We start from the raw sequence: 17,945 nt of genomic DNA, 5'->3' as shown, positions 1-17,945 counted from the left end.
GCGAATCCGGCCGGGACACCAACATCCGTTACGCCATCCGCACTGCCGCCCTGCCCTTCGAAATTAATGCTGCCATCTTTAACCGATTCGACTATATCGAGAATGCGGACTTATTCTAATAAGGGCATTCGTCAGCCATTAAAATTTAACAATCGTTGACCCTCCCCCACCCGATTCATTTCCTATAATCCAGACCAATTCCGGATGACGGTTTAAATGCGTCGCGTCGTCCGGTCGCCTTCAATCCACTTGAACTTGAACGAGGTCCTTACATGAATCTTTCTCAGCGTCTCGCTGCAGAGGCATTCGGCACGTTCTGGCTGGTGCTCGGCGGGTGCGGAAGCGCCGTGCTGGCCGCCGCCTTTCCGGGCCTCGGCATCGGCTTTGCCGGCGTCGCACTTGCCTTCGGCCTGACGGTGCTGACGATGGCATTCGCAATTGGCCATATTTCGGGCTGCCACCTGAATCCCGCGGTGAGCGTCGGCCTGACGGTCGCCGGCCGCTTCCCCGCACGCGATCTCGTGCCGTACATCGTCGCGCAGGTTGTCGGCGCGACGCTCGGCGCATTCGTGCTGTACCTGATCGCGACCGGCAAGCCGGGCTTCGACGTCGTCGGCAGCGGCTTCGCGACGAACGGCTTCGGCGAGCGCTCGCCCGGCCACTACGCACTCGGCGCGGCGTTCATTTGCGAAGTCGTGATGACGGGCTTCTTCCTGTTCGTGATCCTGGGCGCCACCGACAAGCGCGCACCGGCCGGCTTCGCGCCGATCGCGATCGGCCTTTGCCTGACGCTGATTCACCTGATCTCGATTCCGGTCACCAACACGTCGGTGAACCCGGCCCGCTCGACCGGCCCTGCGCTGTTCGTGGGCGGCGAAGCGATCGGCCAGCTCTGGCTGTTCTGGGTGGCGCCGATCATCGGCGCGGCACTCGCCGGGATCATCTACCCGCTGGTCGCGGGGCGTGACAACGCCGTCGACCTGCTGCCGGCATCCGCTCGCACAAGCGAATAAATCACTACGGGGTCAAGCGAGCAGAGCAGCGAGCCTCACGCTGTCCAAGAAGATAGAGGCAGGTAATTTCGACGGGCGCCGCTGGCGCCCGTTTTTCATTTCCGCCCGGGCGGGACGCTCAGGACGCGGCGGCGTTGCCTTCGAGCGAGAACAGCGTGCGCAGGTGTCGGGCGACGCCCGCGTCGAAGTTGTTGCCGATCCGCGGGATGTGCGGCAACCGTGCGACCAGGTCGGGGTTCGCGTTGTTCATCATGAACGCGTGGCCGGCGGTTTCGAGCAGGTCGATATCGTTCATGTTGTCGCCGAACGCGATGCAGTGGCCGGTGTCGACGCCGAGCCGCGCGAGCACCGAGCGCAGCGCGCGGCCCTTCGACACGTTCGCGGTCATCACTTCCAGGCAGTCGGGCAGCGAGTACGTGACATACAACGCATCGCCGAAACGCACGCGCATCTGCTCGGCGACGACCGCCAGATCGGCCGGATCGCCGATGTACAGCACCTTCGCGATATCCGTGCCGTCGTGCGCGGCCATGTCGATCACGTCGTAGCGGAAGCCCGAATCCTGGTGGAATTCGAGCAGGTGCGGCGCGTCGCGGTCGATCAGCCAGCCCTGGTCGGTGAACAGGTTGACGATCACGCGGCCGTGCGCACCGACGATATCCGGCTGCACGAGGCCGCGGACGATTGCCGGATCGATGTCCTGCGCGTGGATCGTCGTGTCGTCCGGCGCATGCACGCGCGCACCGTTCGACGTGATCAGGTACGGCCGGATGCCGAGCACGTCGCGAATGCCGGCGACGTCCGCGTAGTGGCGCCCGGTGGCGATCACGAACTGCAGGCCGTCGCGGTCGAGCCGGCGGACGGTGTCGATCGTGTACGGATCGAGCTGGTGGTCGCTGTTCAGCAAGGTACCGTCGAGATCGGTGGCGATGACTTTGTACATGGGACGGAAGAATGGCGCTCAGGGCTCTGCGGAACGGCCATTCTAACGTCGCGCCCGGTTGCCTGCCGGACGGTTCCCGGTCGATCGCCGCCGTCGGCCCGGTTTCGGTGCGCGTTCAGCTGCCCTCGAATGCCTTCAGTTGTTCAGTTGCCTTCCGCCTCGCGCAGCGCCTGCAGCGCGAGCCGCAGCGCGCCGTGCGCCGAATCGTCGAGCGGCGCGCGCAGCCGGGCGGCATGGCGCGCCGGCACGGCCGGAGCCAGTGCGTCCGCCAGGCCGCCGCACAGCGCGACCGGCAGCGCCTGCTGCGGATCGAGCGCGTCGATCATCTTGCCGATCTCGTCGCCCGCCTGCGCGATCAGCGCGCCCGCGACCGGATGCGAACGGTGCGCGAACACGATCGGCGCAAGCCGCGCGTAGATCGTCTGGTTCGCATCGCACGACCACTGGACGAGCGCGTCGCGATCCTGCGCGCCCGTTTCCGCGAGCAACGCGTTCGCGAACGCATCGCGCGGTACGCGGCCGTCGAGCGCTTGCTGCGCATACGCGAGCGCGCGCACGCCGAGCCATGCACCGCTCGCCTCGTCGCCGGACGGAAAGCCGAAGCCGCCCGCGATCCGGCAGGCGCCGGCCGCGTCGAGCGCCGCCGCGATGCTGCCGGTGCCGAGCGCGACGATGAGCCCCGGCGCGCCGCCGTGTGCGCCGACGACGGTCGTATACGCGTCGCTCTCGACCGCGAGCGCGCCGAGCGGCGCCTGCGCGCGGAACGCGGCGAGCCACGCGGCATTGTTGACGCCCGCGAGCCCGCAGCCGAGCGCGCACTGCGGCCAGTCGAATGCGAGGCCGGCCCGCGTGAACGCGTCCGCGCAGGCTGCGCCGATCGATGCCCACGCGCGCTCGATGCCGAGCCCGAGCCCCGACGGGCCGCCGCGCCCCTGCGCGAGCTCGCGCCCGTGCCGGTCGGCCAGCACCGCGCGCGTGCCCGTGCCGCCACCGTCGATCCCGATCGCAAAAAGTAATGCCGCCATGCCTTCATCCCGCTGATTCGAACAGGCGCCAAGCTTAACCGGATCGGCGCCGCGCGCCCATCTGCCGTTCGGCCGGCTGTTCCGTGAAAAGGGCTTCCGCTATGCTGGCACGATCGAATCGACACTGAAAACGAGGCAGACGATGTCGCAGCGGTGCAACTGGGTGAAGACTGAAGCGGATGCTCACTATCACGATACCGAGTGGGGCGTGCCGTCGCACGACGATCGCCACCTGTTCGAAATGCTGATCCTGGAAGGGGCGCAGGCCGGGCTGTCGTGGTCGACGATCCTGAACAAGCGCGCGGGCTATCGCGACGCCTTTGCGGATTTCGACGTCGATGCCGTCGCGCGCTTCACGCCGAAGCGCATCGAAAAGCTGCTCGAGAATCCCGGTATCGTGCGCAATCGCGCCAAGGTCGAATCGGCGGTCACCAATGCGCGTGCCGTGCAGCGCATCCGGGAAGAACACGGGTCGCTCGCCGCGTTCCTGTGGTCGTTCGTCGGCGGCACGCCGGTCCAGAACGCGTGGCAGTCGTACCGTGACGCGCCCGCGTCGACCGAGCAGTCCGACGCGCTCAGCAAGGCGCTGAAGGCGTATGGCTGCAAGTTCGTCGGTTCGACGATCTGCTATGCGCTGATGCAGGCCACCGGCATGGTCAACGATCACGAGGTAGGCTGCCCGTGCCACGCGCAATGCGCGGCGCTCGGCGGCAAGCAGCCGGCACGCCGGCGCAAGGCGGGCTGACGGCGCGGGCATCCGCCGGCCGCCCATCGTTCGCCGCGGCCCTGCGGCGGTTATGCCGGTTATGCCGGCAATTCCGGTCAGGCCGCCGGCTGCCCGCTCACGAAACGATGCTCAACGCGCAACCGCTCACCTGGCGGCGCGCGACGGCGCCGGCGCAACCGCCCGTGCACCGCGTGCGGCGCGCACGCGCGCGCTGCGCTTCTTCACCCAGATGCAGATGCCCGTCACACTCAGCATCGCGATGACGATCCCGAGCACGCTCACCGCGGCGCGGCCCGCGACGCCGGCGATCCGCCCCGAGTGCAACGGAAACTGCGCCTGCATGAACAGGTCGCCGGCCGAGCCACGGCCTGGCACCTGGGTGGCGACGGGCTTGCCGGTCACGGCGTCCCAGTAGAGCCACGCGTTGCCGAGCCCGACGTCGCCGTGATCGTTGCCGGGCGTGAAGAACCCGACCGCGTAGGCGTTCATCGCCGGCGCGAACAGCAGCGCGCCGGGCGGCGGGGCGACCCCCGCGTCGCGCCCGGCCGCGCGCGCGATCTCGACGATCCGCTCGCGCGTCAGAATCGTGCTGCCCGGCGGCGCGGGCGGGAAGTGTTCGGGATTCGTGTACGGCGTTTCGGCGAGCGGCGACACCAGCGATACCAGCGGCCGCACGACCGGCACGGCGAGATTCATCGAGATCGACGTGACCGCGACGACCAGCAGCAGCCCCCACACCCACACGCCGCCCGAGCGGTGCAGGTCGAACACCAGCGGATAGCCGCCGCGCCGCACGCGGAACACGAATGACTTGCGCCAGCTTTTCAGGTTCGGAAACGCGAGCACGAGCGCGATCAGGCTGTCGATCGCCCACACGATGCCGACGACGCCCATCACCCAGAACCCGAAATTGATCCCGACATACACCGGCAGGAACAGCGAGTAATGCAGCCGGTAGATGAACGGCATCAGGTCGAGCCGCGCGAGCGACAGCGCGCCCCATTCGCGGCGCCCCTGCACCGCGCCGGTCGCGGGATCGACGGCGATCTGGCTGAAGTCGAGCGCATAGGGCTGGCCGGTCGCCGGATCGGTGCGCGGCATCACGCCGGCCTGCAGCGTGTGGCCCGGTTCGATCGCGAGCGGCAGATAGGTCACCTGCACACGCGGGTCGGCGGCCTCGATGCGCGCCGCGAGCGCGAGCGGATCAAGCGGCGCCGCATCGCTGCGTGCGGTGTAGAAGTCCGGGTTCAGCAGCGCGTCGAGCTCGTGGTCCCACGCGATCAATGCGCCGGTCAGCCCCGCGACAAACAGGAACAGCGCGATCGCGAGGCCGAACCAGCGATGCAGGCGGACGAGAAACGGTCGCAGGAACGCGTTCATCGCGCACCCGGCAACGGGAAAGCGGGCCGGCACGAGCGGCCCCGGATCAACGGAATGCAGGTCATTTGAGGTCACGCGCCGCGCACGAGCGGTGCCGGCCGTCGCTGGCGAGGCCGGATGCCCTTGCACGCGGCATGGAATTGTTGCGCGTTCGACGGGTTTTGATACGATGCGCGACATTTTATCGCAATGCGAATGATTCTTACTTGCATTTTTACTTATCCACGATGACCGTCAGCCTCGTCCGCCCTCCCGTCCGTCCACGTCGCGTGGCCGCCGCCCTTGCCTGCGTTGCCGCGTCGCTCGCGCACGCGGACGATTCGCCCGGCGGCGCCACGGTGCTGCCTGCCGTCAACGTCACGGCTGCGCACGACTCGCCGCAGCACCTGACCGACACGGTCTCCACCGGCGCGCTCGGCACGCGCCGCCAGCTCGACACGCCGTTCTCGACGACGATCGTCACGTCGGAGGAACTCGAGGCACGCCAGCCGTACAAGCTCGGCGACGTGTTCGCGAACGACGCGTCGGTGTCCGACAACAGCGGCGCGTACAGCGCGTGGGCCAGCTACATGACCGTGCGCGGCATGCAGCTCGACTGGCAGAACGGCTACAAGATCGACGGGCTGCCGTTCGTCACGTACGGGATCACGATGCCGTACGAGCAGCTCGATCGCGTCGAGTTGCTGAAGGGGCTCGGCGGTTTCCTGTACGGCTTCGTGACGCCCGGCGGCGTCGTCAACTACGTGACGAAGCAGCCTGGTGCCGAACCCGTGCGCAGCGTCGACGTCGGCTACCGGAGCACCAATGTATGGACCGAGCACGTCGATCTCGGCCAGCGCTTCGGGCCGGACGGCAGGTTCGGCGCGCGGCTGAACGCGACGCACGAGGAAGGCAAGACGTATAACGACGGCAACATCCGCCGCGACAGCGTATCGCTCGCGCTGCAGGCGAACCTGACGCGCGACCTGTCGGTGAATGTCGGCGCGCTGTACCAGGATCGCCGCACGACGGGCCAGACGCCGTCGATCTTCACCGGCAGCTATCCGGGCGGCGTGCTGCCCGCGACGATCAGCGGCGGCACGACGAACCTCGGTGGCAAGGACCAGTACCTGAACACGAACCTGCAGCTTTATACGGCCGGGCTGCAGTACCAGCTCGCGCCCGACTGGCAGCTCGACGTCGCGTACAGCTACAGCAAGGCGACGCGCCGTCGCAACGAAAGCACGCTGTACCTGCAGGATGCGGCCGGCAACTACACCGACAGCCGCTACGTCGGGATGGAGGATCATCGCTTCAGCCAGTGGCGCGCGATGCTCGAGGGCAAGGTACGCACGGGGGCGTTCAGCCACCAGATCGTGATCGGCGCGTCGTGGCAGAAGCAGGCGAACGACTATTCGGCGAACAGCGTGTTCGTGCCGCTCGGCGCCGGCAACCTGTATGCGCCGAATCCGTACCGCTACGACAGCCCGCACGGCTTCATCCAGTACCGCACGAGCGAGATCGTGCAGAAATCGCTGTTCGCGAGCGACACCGTGCAGCTCACGGAGCGCTGGTCGGTGCTCGCCGGCGTGCGCTACATGAACTACGAGCAGCGCTCATTCCAGGCGAGTGGCGCCGAGGATCCCGGCTATCGCCAGAACGGCGTGGTGACGCCGACGTTCGCGGTGATGTTCAAGCTCGCGCCGACGACCACCGCGTACGCGAGCTACGCCGAATCGCTCGAGCCCGGCAGCCGCGTGAACGACGTCTACGCGAACGCCGGCCAGGTGCTCAAGCCGCTGCGCAGCAAGCAGTACGAACTGGGGATCAAGAGCGAGCACGCGCGCTGGAGCACGACGGCCGCGTTGTTCCGCATCGAGCGCAGCGCCGAATATGCGAACGCGGCGAACGTCTACGTGCAGGACGGCGAATCGGTCATTCAGGGGATCGAGTTCGGTGCGCGCGCGAAATTCGGCGCGCGCTGGAACGCGGGCGTCGACGCGATGCTGCTCGACGCGTGGTACGCGAACGGGATCGGCAACAACGGCAACCGCGTCGCGGGCGCACCGCGTTTCGTGCTCGCCGGCGACATCGGCTATGCGGTGCCCGGCGTGCCGGGGCTGACGCTCGGCGTCGATGCGAAATTCACCGGCGCGACGCCGCTGCGCGCGGCCGGCGGCCTCGACGCCCCGGGCTTTCTCGTCGTCAATGCGGGGGCGCGTTACCTGACGCGGATCGGCCGCCACGACGTGACGCTGCGCGCGTCGATCGACAACGTGCTGAACCGCCGTTACTGGGAATACCAGTACGCGGACTACGTGAAGCCGGGCGACCCGCGCACGGTGAGCCTGAGCGCGAAGCTCGACTTCTGAACGCCGCGCCGGCGGCCGCAATCCGTCGGCGGCCGGCCGGCATGGCCGCACCGCGGCGGCCTCGGGATTTTCCCCGGGGCTCGAAAAATTCCGCCCCCCCAAAAGCAAAACGGCGGAGCGGCTTCTTTCGAAGCTCGCTCCGCCGTTTCGCGGCGAACCGTCAGACGCTCTTAGTGGAGCTTCTTCGGCAGCATCTGGCTGCGCAGGCGCTTGTGCAGGCGCTTGACGGCTGCTGCCTTCTTGCGCTTGCGGACTGCGGTCGGCTTTTCGTAGGACTGGCGTTCGCGCAGTTCAGCGATCAGGCCATTTTTTTCGATAGCACGGCGAAAGCGGCGAATCGCCACTTCGAACGGCTCGTTTTCTTTCAGAAGAATCGTCGTCATGTCGTTCCTAAATTGCTTAAACGGTCAAAAACGTAGCGGCCAAGCGCCACGCACCGGCCATCCGAGCGTCCCCACAAACAGGCGAAACGAGCGGAAATACGGCCTCGGAGGCCGGAAAAGAGAGGCGGAAAGCACCGCGAGTACGCTTCACAAGCCGCGTGCAGCGCCGCGTTTGACTGCCAGCAGACACGCCGAAAACGGCAGAGGCTTGACAGAAATCTCAATTCAGCCCGCCATCATAGCAGGGAATCACAGACAAAACCACCCTTTTGTCGAATGCGTGTGCACAGGCGAACGACTGCGTGCCGGGACCGCTCTCGGGCTACTTCCATCCGGCATCGTGCTGGGTCGGTCCGAAATGACAAAGAAGGATAAAAAATCGGGCCGAATCTCAACGCGCCCCTCAAGTTTTGTTTTGGTGCGCCGAAATCCTGCTCTGAGGCGGCCAGCAATGAACGAGTGCTTCCGCCGACGCCAAAACGGCTTTCCAGGGCTTTCGGCTTACACAGGAGATTTTTCCATGCTCGGAATTAACAGCAACATCAACTCGCTGGTTGCACAGCAGAACCTCAACGGCTCGCAAAACGCCCTGTCGCAGGCAATCACCCGCCTGTCGTCGGGCAAGCGCATCAACAGCGCGGCAGACGACGCAGCAGGCCTCGCGATCTCGACCCGGATGCAGACCCAGATCAACGGTCTGAACCAGGGCGTGTCGAACGCGAACGACGGCGTGTCGATGATTCAAACGGCATCGAGCGCACTGTCGTCGCTGACGAACAGCCTGCAACGTATCCGCCAGCTGGCCGTCCAGGCGTCGACGGGCACGATGTCCTCGACCGACCAGGCAGCACTGCAACAGGAAGTTGCGCAACAGATCCAGGAAGTGAACCGTATCGCGTCGCAAACGACGTACAACGGCACGAACATCCTGAACGGCAACGCAGGCATCGTGTCGTTCCAGGTTGGCGCGAACGTCGGCCAGACGATTTCGCTGGACCTGAGCCAAAGCATGTCGGCTGCGAAGATCGGCGGCGGCCTGGTACAGAAGGGCCAGACGGTCGGCACGGTGACGGGCCTGAGCCTCGACACCGCCGGCGTGTACACGTCGTCGGGCGCGGCCATTACGGCGATCAACGTGCTGTCGGACGGTCAAGGTGGCTACACCTTCACCGACCAGAACGGCGGCGCCATCGCGCAAACCGTTGCTCAGTCCGTGTTCGGCGCAAGCGCAACGACCAGCAACGGCACGGCAGTCGGCAATCTGTCGATTCAAGCGAGCGCAACCAGCACGAGCATGTCGTCGGCGGCGCTCACCGCAATCACGAACGCAGTTGCGCAGATCAACGCCGTCAACAAGCCGGCAACCGTGTCGGGCCTCGACATCAGCACCGTCAGCGGTGCGAACGTCGCGATGGTGTCGATCGACAACGCGCTGCAGACGGTGAACAACGTTCAGGCACAGCTCGGTGCGGCACAAAACCGCTTCACGGCAATCGCCACGGCGCAGCAGGCAGAATCGACCGACCTGTCGTCGGCACAGTCGCAGATCACCGACGCGAACTTCGCGCAGGAAACCGCGAACATGTCGAAGAACCAGGTGCTGCAACAAGCCGGCATCTCGGTGCTCGCACAGGCAAACTCGCTGCCGCAGCAGGTCCTGAAGCTCCTGCAGTAATCGCGTAGCAACCCACGGCCGGGCCCCGCGTAACGCGCGGCCCGGCCGTAGTCACTTGGCGCGCGGGGCCTTGCCCCGCCGCCAGGTCCTTATCCAGAATTTCACGGACTACCCGCCGCACGGAGCACTACGATGTCGACGATCAATCCCGCCGTCACCGCCGCCAACAGCTCGGCCAACAGCGCGCTGCAACAGGCTGCCCAATCGATCATCAGCGGATCGACCGGCAACTCGTCGATGGACGTCAACTCGCTCGTGACGGCGCTCGTCAATGCGAAGACCGCCGGCCAGACCGCCGCGCTCAGCGCGCAGCAGGCCAGCGACAACACCCAGATTTCCGCGTACGGCGCCCTTTCGGCCGCGCTGAGCGCACTCCAGGCCGGCGTCACGACACTGTCGAACGGCTCGCTGCAAAACACCTTCACCGCCACCGCGAGCGGCACCGGCCTGACCGCGACCGCGGGCGCCGGCGCTGTCGCCGGCAGCTATTCGGTCGGCGTCACGCAGATCGCGACGTCGCAGTCGCTGTCGTCGGCCGCGTTCGGTGCGTCGACGGCGCTCGGCACCGGCACGATGACGCTGTCGCTCGGCAGCAAGTCGTTCACGGTCAACGTGGGCAGCAACAACAACACGCTGTCCGGCATCGCCGCCGCGATCAACAACACGACCGGCAACCCGGGCATCGTCGCGTCCGTCGTCAACGGCAGCGATGGCGCGCACCTCGTGCTCAGCTCGACGCCGACCGGCGCGGCGAATGCGATCAGCGTCACGGTCAGCAACGTGACCGGCGACAACGGCCTCTCCAGCCTCGGCGTCACGTCGACGGCCAGCACGACGGGCGGCCAGTCGTCCATTGCGTCCGCCAACAGCAGCGCCGCGTGGAAGCAAAGCACCGCCGCGCAGGACGCCGCCTTCACGATCAACGGCATCGCCGCGACGAGCGCGAGCAACACCGTGACGGGCGCGATCACCGGCGTCACGCTGAACCTGACCTCGGCCGCCGTCAGCGGCACGCAGCCGCAGACGCTGACGGTCGCCACCGACACGAAGACGCAAGCGTCGGCGATCAACAACTTCGTGACGCTCTACAACACGCTCGTCACGACGATGGGCTCGCTGTCGAGCTTCACGGCCGGCGCGTCGTCGCAAGGCCCGCTGCTCGGCGACTCGACGCTGAACACGATCCGCAACGCACTCGCGTCGGTCGTCGCGGGCGGCGTGAGCAGCAACGGCTCGACGGTCAACCTCGCGTCGATCGGCGTCACGCTGCAGGCCGACGGCACGCTGCAGGTCGACAGCACCGCGCTCAACTCCGCACTGCAGAACAACCCGACCGGCGTCGCGTCGCTGTTCAACTCGACGAACGGGATCGGCCAGCAGCTGACGAAGGACATCACGAACTACACGCAGACGGGCGGGCTGATCGCCGCACGCACGACCGCGCTCAACAACGACCTGAAAAGCGTCGCCACGCAGCAGACGAACCTGTCGAACTATGTCGCGCAGCTGACCAGCCAGTACCAGGCGCAATTCACCGCGCTCAACACGCTGATGGCGACGATGAACAGCAACTCGCAGTACCTGACGCAGCTGTTCGGCGGCACGAACAGTGCCGGCGCGCTGTCGAGCAACAAGAGCTGACAGCTAGCCGGACAGGAGAGCCACGATGGAACAGACCGAACTGATCGCCCAGCTCGACGCGCTCACCGACGCGATCGAACATGCGGCCGCGATGGCCGACTGGATCGAGGCGGCGCGCCTCGTCGACCTGCGCGAGCCGCTCGTTGCGTCGCTCGCGGCCGATCAGCCGCCGGCCGGCATCGTCGCGATCCGCCGGATTCAGGCCAGCAACGCGCGCATCTTCGCCGACGCGCAACGCGCGCAGCAGGAGCTGACCAACGAATACCAGGCGGCGATGGGCCGCGTGCAGGCCGTCGGCCAGTACCAGAGCATCGCGAGCCGTTAAATCGCGCCACGCGGCGCCCGACACACGCGCGCCGCCAACCTGACAACAAGAACTACGCGCTGATGTGAGGGCGTGCTCGTTCGCCTCCGCCCGCCTCGTGCGGGCGTTTTTTTTGGGGTGCCGCCCGGCCCCGCGGCGGGCCGTTCAATCGGCCAAACTGACCGGGCTTTTACCGTCATCTCGCGGCATCGGCGCAGCGGCGCGCTACCCATAATGGTATCGACCGACTTTCCGCAGATCCCATCATGTTCTCGACCGAACTGCCCGCCTCCGCCGCGCTCACGCCCGAACAGCAGCTTGCGCAAGACATCGCGCTCGTCATGGAGAACGCGCTCGAACGCCAGCGCAGCGGCGCGTTCGACGACGCCCGGGCACTGTACGAGGCCATCCTCGACGCGGTGCCCGCGCATGGGGATGCGCATTACAACCTCGCGGTGCTGCTGGCCGATACGGGCCACGCGGCCGACGCGGTGCCGCATTTCGAAGCCGCCCTCGGCGCGAGCCCGGACAACGGCTACTACTGGGTCAGCTACATTCATGCGCTGCATCGCAGCGGGCAGACGGCCGCCGCGTGGATCGCGGTCGAAATCGCGCAGCAGCGCGGCGTGCACGGCCCTGCGCTGAACGGCCTGATCGCCCAGTTGGCGTCACCCGACATCGTGCTCGCAACTGCAGCGGTCGCGGCCGCCCCAAGCGGCATCGATGCGGCGATCGTCCTGGAAACCGCGGCCGGGCGGAGCGACTCCGGCAAGCCTGCCCGCCGCCCCAATCAGACGCTGCTGCAAAAGCACGCAGCGCTGTTCGACAAGAACAGGCACGCAGAAGCCACCGCGCTTGCGCGAAAACTGGTCAACGACTATCCGGAAGACGGCGCATGCTGGCGCGCGCTTTCCGCCTCGCTTCACCGGGAAGGCCGCTTCGCGGAGATGATCGAGGCCGGCTTGCGCACGGTCGAATTGCTGCCGAACGAAGTCCTCGTGCGCATCCTGCTGGCCGATACGCTGCGGGCGATGAACCGTCTCGCGGAAGCCGACGAGCAGTGCACGCGCCTGTACCAGCTTCAGCCGGATCACCCGGAGGCCATGCGGATTCGCGGTCTCGTGCTGTTCGCGCTGCGCCGCACGGATGAAGCGCTCGCGGCCTGCCGGCGCGCGGTCGAACTCGCGCCCGGGGCCGCCGCGCCGTGCGGCACGCTCGGCTTCGTGCTGCTCGAACTGGGCGCAACGCAGGAAGCGATAGGCTGGCTGAAGCGCGCGATCGAAATCAACCCGACCGACAGCGTCACCCACAGCAGCATGCTGTTCTGTATCGCGCACAGCAGCGAATTCGATCCGCAGGCGCTCGTGGCGGAGCACCGCAAGTTCGGCGAGCGCTACGACAATCAAAAGCGCAAGCGTGCGGCCGTGTTCTCGAACCCGCGCGATCCGGCGCGCAAGCTGCAGGTCGGCTTCGTGTCGGGCGACCTGTACAGCCACGCAGTCGCCTCCTACGCGGTGCCCGTGATCGAGCATCTCGCGGCCGACCCCGGCATTGCGATGCACTTCTATCACAATCACTTCGAGGAAGATCACACGTCCGAGCGCTTCAAGGCCCACGCCACGACCTGGCGCAACGTCACCGGCATGAGCGACTCGGCCTTCCTCGAACGCGTGCGCAACGACCACATCGACATCGTGATCGACCTGTCGGGCCATACCGGCCGCAACCGGCTCGCTGCGCTGGCGCAGCGCGCCGCGCCGGTTCAGGCGTCGTGGATCGGCTATCCGGCCACGACCGGCCTCGCCGCGATGGACTACTACCTGACGGACCGCTTCGTCGCACCGCACGGCGCATTCGACGACCAGTTCATCGAGCAGATCGTGCGGCTACCCGCGATCGCGCCGTTCATGCCGCCGCCGAACTGCCCGCCCGTCAACGTGCTGCCGGCGCTGCACAACGGCTATACGACGTACGCCAGCTTCAACCGCCTGAACAAGCTGAGCCCGCACGTGATCGAGGTCTGGGCGCGCGTGCTGCACGCGGACCCGACCGCGCGCATGGCGCTCGGCGCGATCGGCAGCGACGGCGACCAGCAGACGCTGACCGAATGGTTCGCAGCCGCCGGCATCGATGCCGGCCGCCTGACGTTCCACCGGCGCTCGAACATTCCCGTCTACATGCAGCAGCATCACGGCGTCGACCTCTGTCTCGACGCGTTCCCCTACACCGGTTCGACGACCACGCTGAACGCGCTGTGGATGGGCGTGCCGACCGTGACGATCCCCGGCGCGACGATGGCCGGGCGCGGCAGCGCGGGCTGGCTGCAGCACGTCGGGCTCGACGCGTACATCGCGACCGACGAGGACGACTTCGTCGCGAGGGCGCTCGCGCTCGGCCGCGACACCGCCGCGCTGCAGGCGCTTCGCGCCGGCCTGCGCGCGCGCTGCGGAGAGTCAGCCGCGTTCCGGCCGGCTGTCGTCGCGGCCGGGCTGTCGTCGGCGCTGCGCACGATGTGGACCCGCTGGTGCGCGGGCGAACCCGCGACCGCATTCGACACACCGCTGTTCGACGACATGACCACCGCACAGGCCGCGGCAGAGGCCTGAACCTCACGTCAGATCGAGAGAGACCATCATGACCGCCAGCCTGCCCGCGTCGTCCGTCGCGCAACTGCCGCACGAACGCATCTACGTCACGCAGCCGCACCTGCCGCCGCTCGACGAATTCCTGCCGTACCTGGAGAAGATCTGGGAGAGCCGCACGCTGACCAACGGCGGCCCGTTCCACCAGCAGTTCGAGCGCGCGCTGTGCGAATATCTCGGCGTGCCGCACCTGTCGCTGTTCGCGAACGGCACGCTCGCGCTCGTCACCGCGCTGCAGGCGCTGCGCATCAACGGCGAAGTGATCACGACGCCGTATTCATTCGTCGCCACCGCGCATTCGCTACTGTGGAACGGCATCAAGCCGGTATTCGTCGACGTCACGCCCGGCACGCTCAACCTGGACCCCGCGCGCATCGAGGCGGCGATCACGCCGCAGACCACCGCGATCATGCCCGTGCACTGCTACGGCAATCCGTGCGACGTCGAAGCCATCCAGAAGATCGCCGACAACTACAACCTGCGCGTGATCTATGACGCCGCGCATGCGTTCGGTGTGCAGAACACCACCGGCAGCGTGCTCACCCACGGCGATCTGTCGGTGCTGAGCTTCCACGCGACGAAGGTGTTCAACACGTTCGAAGGCGGCGCAATCATCTGCCCCGACGCGAAGACCAAGCAACGGATCGACCACCTGAAGAACTTCGGTTTCGTCGACGAAGTCACGGTCGTCGCGCCCGGCATCAACGGCAAGATGAGCGAAATCAACGCCGCGTTCGGGATGCTGCAGTTGCAGCACATCGACGGCGCACTCGCGCGCCGCCGCGAAATCGACACGCTGTACCGCACGCTGCTCGCCGACGTGCGCGGCATCCGCTGCGTGCCGCTCGGCGGCCAGACCGTCGCGAACCACGCGTATTTCGCGATCCTCGTCGACGAAGACTATCCGCTCGATCGCGACGGGCTGTACCGGAAGCTGCGCGACTACGACGTGTACGCGCGCCGCTACTTCCATCCGCTGATTTCGGAATTCCCGATGTACCGCGGGCTGCCGTCCGCCAACCGCGACAACCTGCCCGTCGCGACCGAGGCCGCGCGCAAGGTGCTGTGCCTGCCGATCTACCCGGCGCTCACCGACGACATGGTCCGCCGTATCGTCGAGCTGATCGCGCGCTGACGCGCGACGCCTACAGGTAACGCTCGCCGGCCGCGCGCGCGCGGATCCGGCGGGCCGGGTTGCCGTACACGACGGTGTACGGCTCGACGTCGTGCAGCACGACCGCACCCGCGCCCACGACGCCGTGCTCGCCCACCGCGATCCGGTGCCGCAGCATCGCGCCGAGGCCGATCGCCGCGCCGCGGCCGATCCGGCAGTTGCCGCCCGTGACGACGCCTGGCGCGAGACTCGAGAAATCCTCCATCGTGCCGTCGTGATCGAGCGACGCGTTCGTGTTGACGATGCACCCGTTGCCGATCGCGCAGCACGGATTGATCACCGCGCCGGCCATCACGACCGTACCCGCGCCGATCGCAGACGCCTTGCCGATGCGTGCGGCCGGATGCACCGCCGACACGCACGGCAGGCCCGGCACGAGCGCCGCGAGAGCGGCCGTCACGTTCTCGCGCGCGTGGTTGTCGCCGATGGCGACCAGCAGCCCGGCGATGCCGTGCGCACCGACCAGATCCGGCAGGTCGCGTTCGGCGCCCAGTACCGCGTAGCCGAGGGTCTCCTCGCCGCGGGGCCGGAACGAATCGATCAGCCCGGCGATCCGGTACCGGCCAGCCTGTTCGACGATGTCGATCACGACCTTGGCGTGACCGGACGAGCCGACGATGACGATGTTTTCCACAAGGGCCTCGATTGATCTGAAAGCAGGGGCGGCCTTGCCGCGTTCCCCGCAGTATGCCGCGTCGCCGCACCCGCGCGGCGCGCGCCGTCACGTCAGACGACCTGCGCCGTCTCGTCCGCCGTCACGCGACCCGCTGCGAAATGCGCGGCAAACGCCGCCCGCACGCGCTCGGCCATCTGGATCCAGCTCTCGTCGCGCCCGCGCCGGAACAGCCGCACCGTGCCCGGATACCACGGTGAATCGTCGCGGCCGTGCATCCAGCGCCAGTCCACGTCCTGATTCGGCAGCAGCACCCAGCAAGGCTTGCCGAGCGACGCGGCCAGATGCGCGGTGGACGTGTCGACGCACACCACGAGATCGAGTTGCGCGACGATCGCTGCCGTATCCGCGAAATCGTCGAGCTCCGAGCCCAGGTGCAGCAGCGGCAGGCCGCCCGGCGGCTGACGCGCCTCGTCCTCGCCCTGCCCTTTCTGCAGGCTCACGAAATTCACACCCGGCACGCTCCATAGCGGCGTCAGCAACGCAAGCGACGGCAGCGAGCGGTGCGCGTCGTTGTGATGCTTCGGGTTGCCTTTCCACACGAGCCCGACGCGCGGGCCGGCCGGCAATACATCGAGGCGTGCGCGCCAGCGCGCGACGCTGGCCGGATCGGGCGCGAGCCGCACCGGCGGCGGGATCGTGTCGAGTGTCGTGCCCGTGTGCATCGGCGCGCTCAGCAAACTCGTCCAGTAATCGAACTGCGCGGCTTGCGCCGTCGCCGTCTCGTGATCGAGCACCGCGTCGACGCCGTCGACCGTCGCCATCAGCCGATGCAGCGCGGGCTGACACGCGAACACCACGCGCGCCGCGTGCCGCGCCCGGAATTCCGCGAAATAGCGGCTGAACTGCAGCATGTCGCCCAGGCCGTCTTCCTGCCAGACGAGCAGCGTCTTGCCGGCGAGCGGCTCGCCCTGCCACTGCGCGCACCGCAGCACCTCGCGGGTCCGGCGGTGCACGAACGCCGTTTGTTCGTAGCGTGATTCGTAGCGCCGCCAGCCTTCTTCGAACCGGCCCAGGCCGAGCAACAGCGTCGCCAGGCCGAAACGCGCATCGCCATAGTCCGCACGCAGTTCGAGCGCGCGGCGGTACGCGCGTTCGGCGTCGTCGTGGCGGCCGGCATGCGCGAACGTGGTGCCGAGGTTGTAGTGCACTTCGGCCATGTCCGGAGCGAGCGACAGCGCGTCGGCGAACACGGCCATCGCTTCGTCGTGGCGCCCCTGCGCGCGCAGGACGCAGCCGAGATTGTTGTGCGGCTGAGGCAGGCCGGGACGGCAACGGATCGCGTCGCGATAGGCCGCTTCGGCTTCCGGCAGGCGATCGAGGTTCTGCAGCGCGACGCCGAGGTTGTAGTGCGCCTCCGGGTGATCCGGGCACAGCACGAGCGCCTGGCGGCTGGCGGCTTCCGCTTCCGGCAACCGCTGCATGTCGACGAGGATCGCGCCGAGATTGGCGTGCGCGAGCACGAAGTCCGCTCGCACGGTAATCGCGAGCCGGTAGGCGAGTTCCGCTTCGGCGTGGCGGCCCAGCACACGCAACAGGTTGCCGAGATCGGTCAGCACGTCGGCCGACTGCGGCTCGATCAGCAGCGCCTGCCCGAATGCCTGTTCCGCTTCATCGAGCCGGCCGAGCGCTTCGAGCACCTTGCCGAACCGGTGATGGTGCGACGCCCGCAACGGCGTGACGGACGCGAGCTGCCGGCGCAGGAGTGCCTCGGCATCGGGCAGGCGCCCTTGCGACACGAGCAGCGCGCCGAGGCCGTCGCAGGCCGGCTCGAACGCCGGCATCGCGTCGATCGCGCGCCGCCACCATGCTTCCGCGTCGGCCAGCCGGTTCAGGCCGAGCGCGCAGACGGCCGCGATGTGCAGCGCCGCGACTGCCGGCGCCGACCGGTCGAGCAGGGGCGCGACGAGCGACAGTGCGTCGGCGAATTGTCCGTTCTGGCACAGGGTCGCCGCGTGTTGAACCAGCGCGGATTCGTCGGAAGCAGGGGTCATGTCATGCGGCGCCTCGCGGC

At 67.5% G+C, this 17,945-nt stretch carries 14 protein-coding genes; 8 read left to right on the top strand and 6 right to left on the bottom strand.

Annotated features, from left to right (window positions below):
• Window positions 1–272 precede the first annotated feature (272 nt).
• On the top strand, window positions 273–1,013 hold the full coding sequence (gene aqpZ / locus AB3K92_RS23195) for an aquaporin Z (RefSeq protein WP_021162848.1): 741 nt from the start codon (window positions 273–275) through the stop codon (window positions 1,011–1,013).
• Between the two features lie 118 nt (window positions 1,014–1,131).
• Here aqpZ and AB3K92_RS23190 read toward each other — a convergent pair whose 3' ends face one another.
• Window positions 1,132–1,956 carry a Cof-type HAD-IIB family hydrolase gene (locus AB3K92_RS23190; RefSeq protein WP_048025307.1) on the bottom strand — a complete coding sequence of 275 codons (825 nt, stop codon included), beginning with the start codon at window positions 1,954–1,956 and terminating at the stop codon, window positions 1,132–1,134.
• 143 nt (window positions 1,957–2,099) lie between these two features.
• Window positions 2,100–2,981 carry a BadF/BadG/BcrA/BcrD ATPase family protein gene (locus tag AB3K92_RS23185; protein ID WP_048025306.1) on the bottom strand — a complete coding sequence of 294 codons (882 nt, stop codon included), beginning with the start codon at window positions 2,979–2,981 and terminating at the stop codon, window positions 2,100–2,102.
• Window positions 2,982–3,123: 142 nt separating this feature from the next.
• On the opposite strand from AB3K92_RS23185, the gene AB3K92_RS23180 reads away from it, so the two are divergent.
• On the top strand, window positions 3,124–3,726 hold the full coding sequence (locus AB3K92_RS23180; protein ID WP_059490251.1) for a DNA-3-methyladenine glycosylase I: 603 nt from the start codon (window positions 3,124–3,126) through the stop codon (window positions 3,724–3,726).
• Window positions 3,727–3,852: 126 nt separating this feature from the next.
• Here AB3K92_RS23180 and AB3K92_RS23175 read toward each other — a convergent pair whose 3' ends face one another.
• The gene (locus AB3K92_RS23175; RefSeq protein ID WP_369465882.1) at window positions 3,853–5,088 is read right to left on the bottom strand and encodes a PepSY-associated TM helix domain-containing protein; all 1,236 of its coding nucleotides are present in this window, start codon (window positions 5,086–5,088) and stop codon (window positions 3,853–3,855) included.
• Between the two features lie 227 nt (window positions 5,089–5,315).
• Here AB3K92_RS23175 and AB3K92_RS23170 point away from each other — a divergent pair, with 227 nt between their 5' ends.
• A complete protein-coding gene (locus AB3K92_RS23170) occupies window positions 5,316–7,439 on the top strand; it encodes a TonB-dependent siderophore receptor (protein ID WP_369466852.1) in 2,124 nt (707 codons plus the stop codon).
• A 170-nt stretch (window positions 7,440–7,609) separates the two neighbouring features.
• Here AB3K92_RS23170 and rpsU read toward each other — a convergent pair whose 3' ends face one another.
• Window positions 7,610–7,822, bottom strand: coding sequence for a 30S ribosomal protein S21 (gene rpsU, locus AB3K92_RS23165; RefSeq protein WP_006401410.1), 213 nt, complete (start codon window positions 7,820–7,822; stop codon window positions 7,610–7,612).
• A gap of 520 nt (window positions 7,823–8,342) precedes the next feature.
• Here rpsU and AB3K92_RS23160 point away from each other — a divergent pair.
• The 5 genes from AB3K92_RS23160 (at window position 8,343) to vioA (ending at window position 15,219) form a co-directional block, all read left to right on the top strand.
• Window positions 8,343–9,497, top strand: a complete 1,155-nt coding sequence (locus AB3K92_RS23160; protein WP_021161125.1) for a flagellin — start codon at window positions 8,343–8,345, stop codon at window positions 9,495–9,497.
• Between the two features lie 132 nt (window positions 9,498–9,629).
• Window positions 9,630–11,138, top strand: coding sequence for a flagellar filament capping protein FliD (gene fliD, locus AB3K92_RS23155; protein WP_048025301.1), 1,509 nt, complete (start codon window positions 9,630–9,632; stop codon window positions 11,136–11,138).
• 25 nt (window positions 11,139–11,163) lie between these two features.
• The gene (locus AB3K92_RS23150) at window positions 11,164–11,463 is read left to right on the top strand and encodes a flagellar protein FliT (RefSeq protein WP_059493917.1); all 300 of its coding nucleotides are present in this window, start codon (window positions 11,164–11,166) and stop codon (window positions 11,461–11,463) included.
• A 245-nt stretch (window positions 11,464–11,708) separates the two neighbouring features.
• The gene (locus tag AB3K92_RS23145; protein ID WP_059493915.1) at window positions 11,709–14,048 is read left to right on the top strand and encodes a tetratricopeptide repeat protein; all 2,340 of its coding nucleotides are present in this window, start codon (window positions 11,709–11,711) and stop codon (window positions 14,046–14,048) included.
• Window positions 14,049–14,076: 28 nt separating this feature from the next.
• A complete protein-coding gene (vioA, locus tag AB3K92_RS23140; RefSeq protein ID WP_059490261.1) occupies window positions 14,077–15,219 on the top strand; it encodes a dTDP-4-amino-4,6-dideoxy-D-glucose aminotransferase VioA in 1,143 nt (380 codons plus the stop codon).
• Window positions 15,220–15,229: 10 nt separating this feature from the next.
• Here vioA and AB3K92_RS23135 read toward each other — a convergent pair whose 3' ends face one another.
• Together AB3K92_RS23135 and AB3K92_RS23130 are read right to left on the bottom strand one after the other, a co-directional pair.
• Entirely contained in the window at window positions 15,230–15,892 is a 663-nt protein-coding gene (locus AB3K92_RS23135; protein ID WP_369465881.1) for an acetyltransferase, read from the bottom strand.
• Window positions 15,893–15,984: 92 nt separating this feature from the next.
• The gene (locus tag AB3K92_RS23130) at window positions 15,985–17,925 is read right to left on the bottom strand and encodes a tetratricopeptide repeat protein (RefSeq protein WP_369465880.1); all 1,941 of its coding nucleotides are present in this window, start codon (window positions 17,923–17,925) and stop codon (window positions 15,985–15,987) included.
• Between the last annotated feature and the right edge of the window lie 20 nt (window positions 17,926–17,945).

This window comes from Burkholderia sp. Bmkn7 (genome assembly GCF_041103175.1).
Lineage (GTDB): Bacteria > Pseudomonadota > Gammaproteobacteria > Burkholderiales > Burkholderiaceae > Burkholderia > Burkholderia cepacia.
This window is presented reverse-complemented; position numbering and strand designations above follow the sequence as displayed.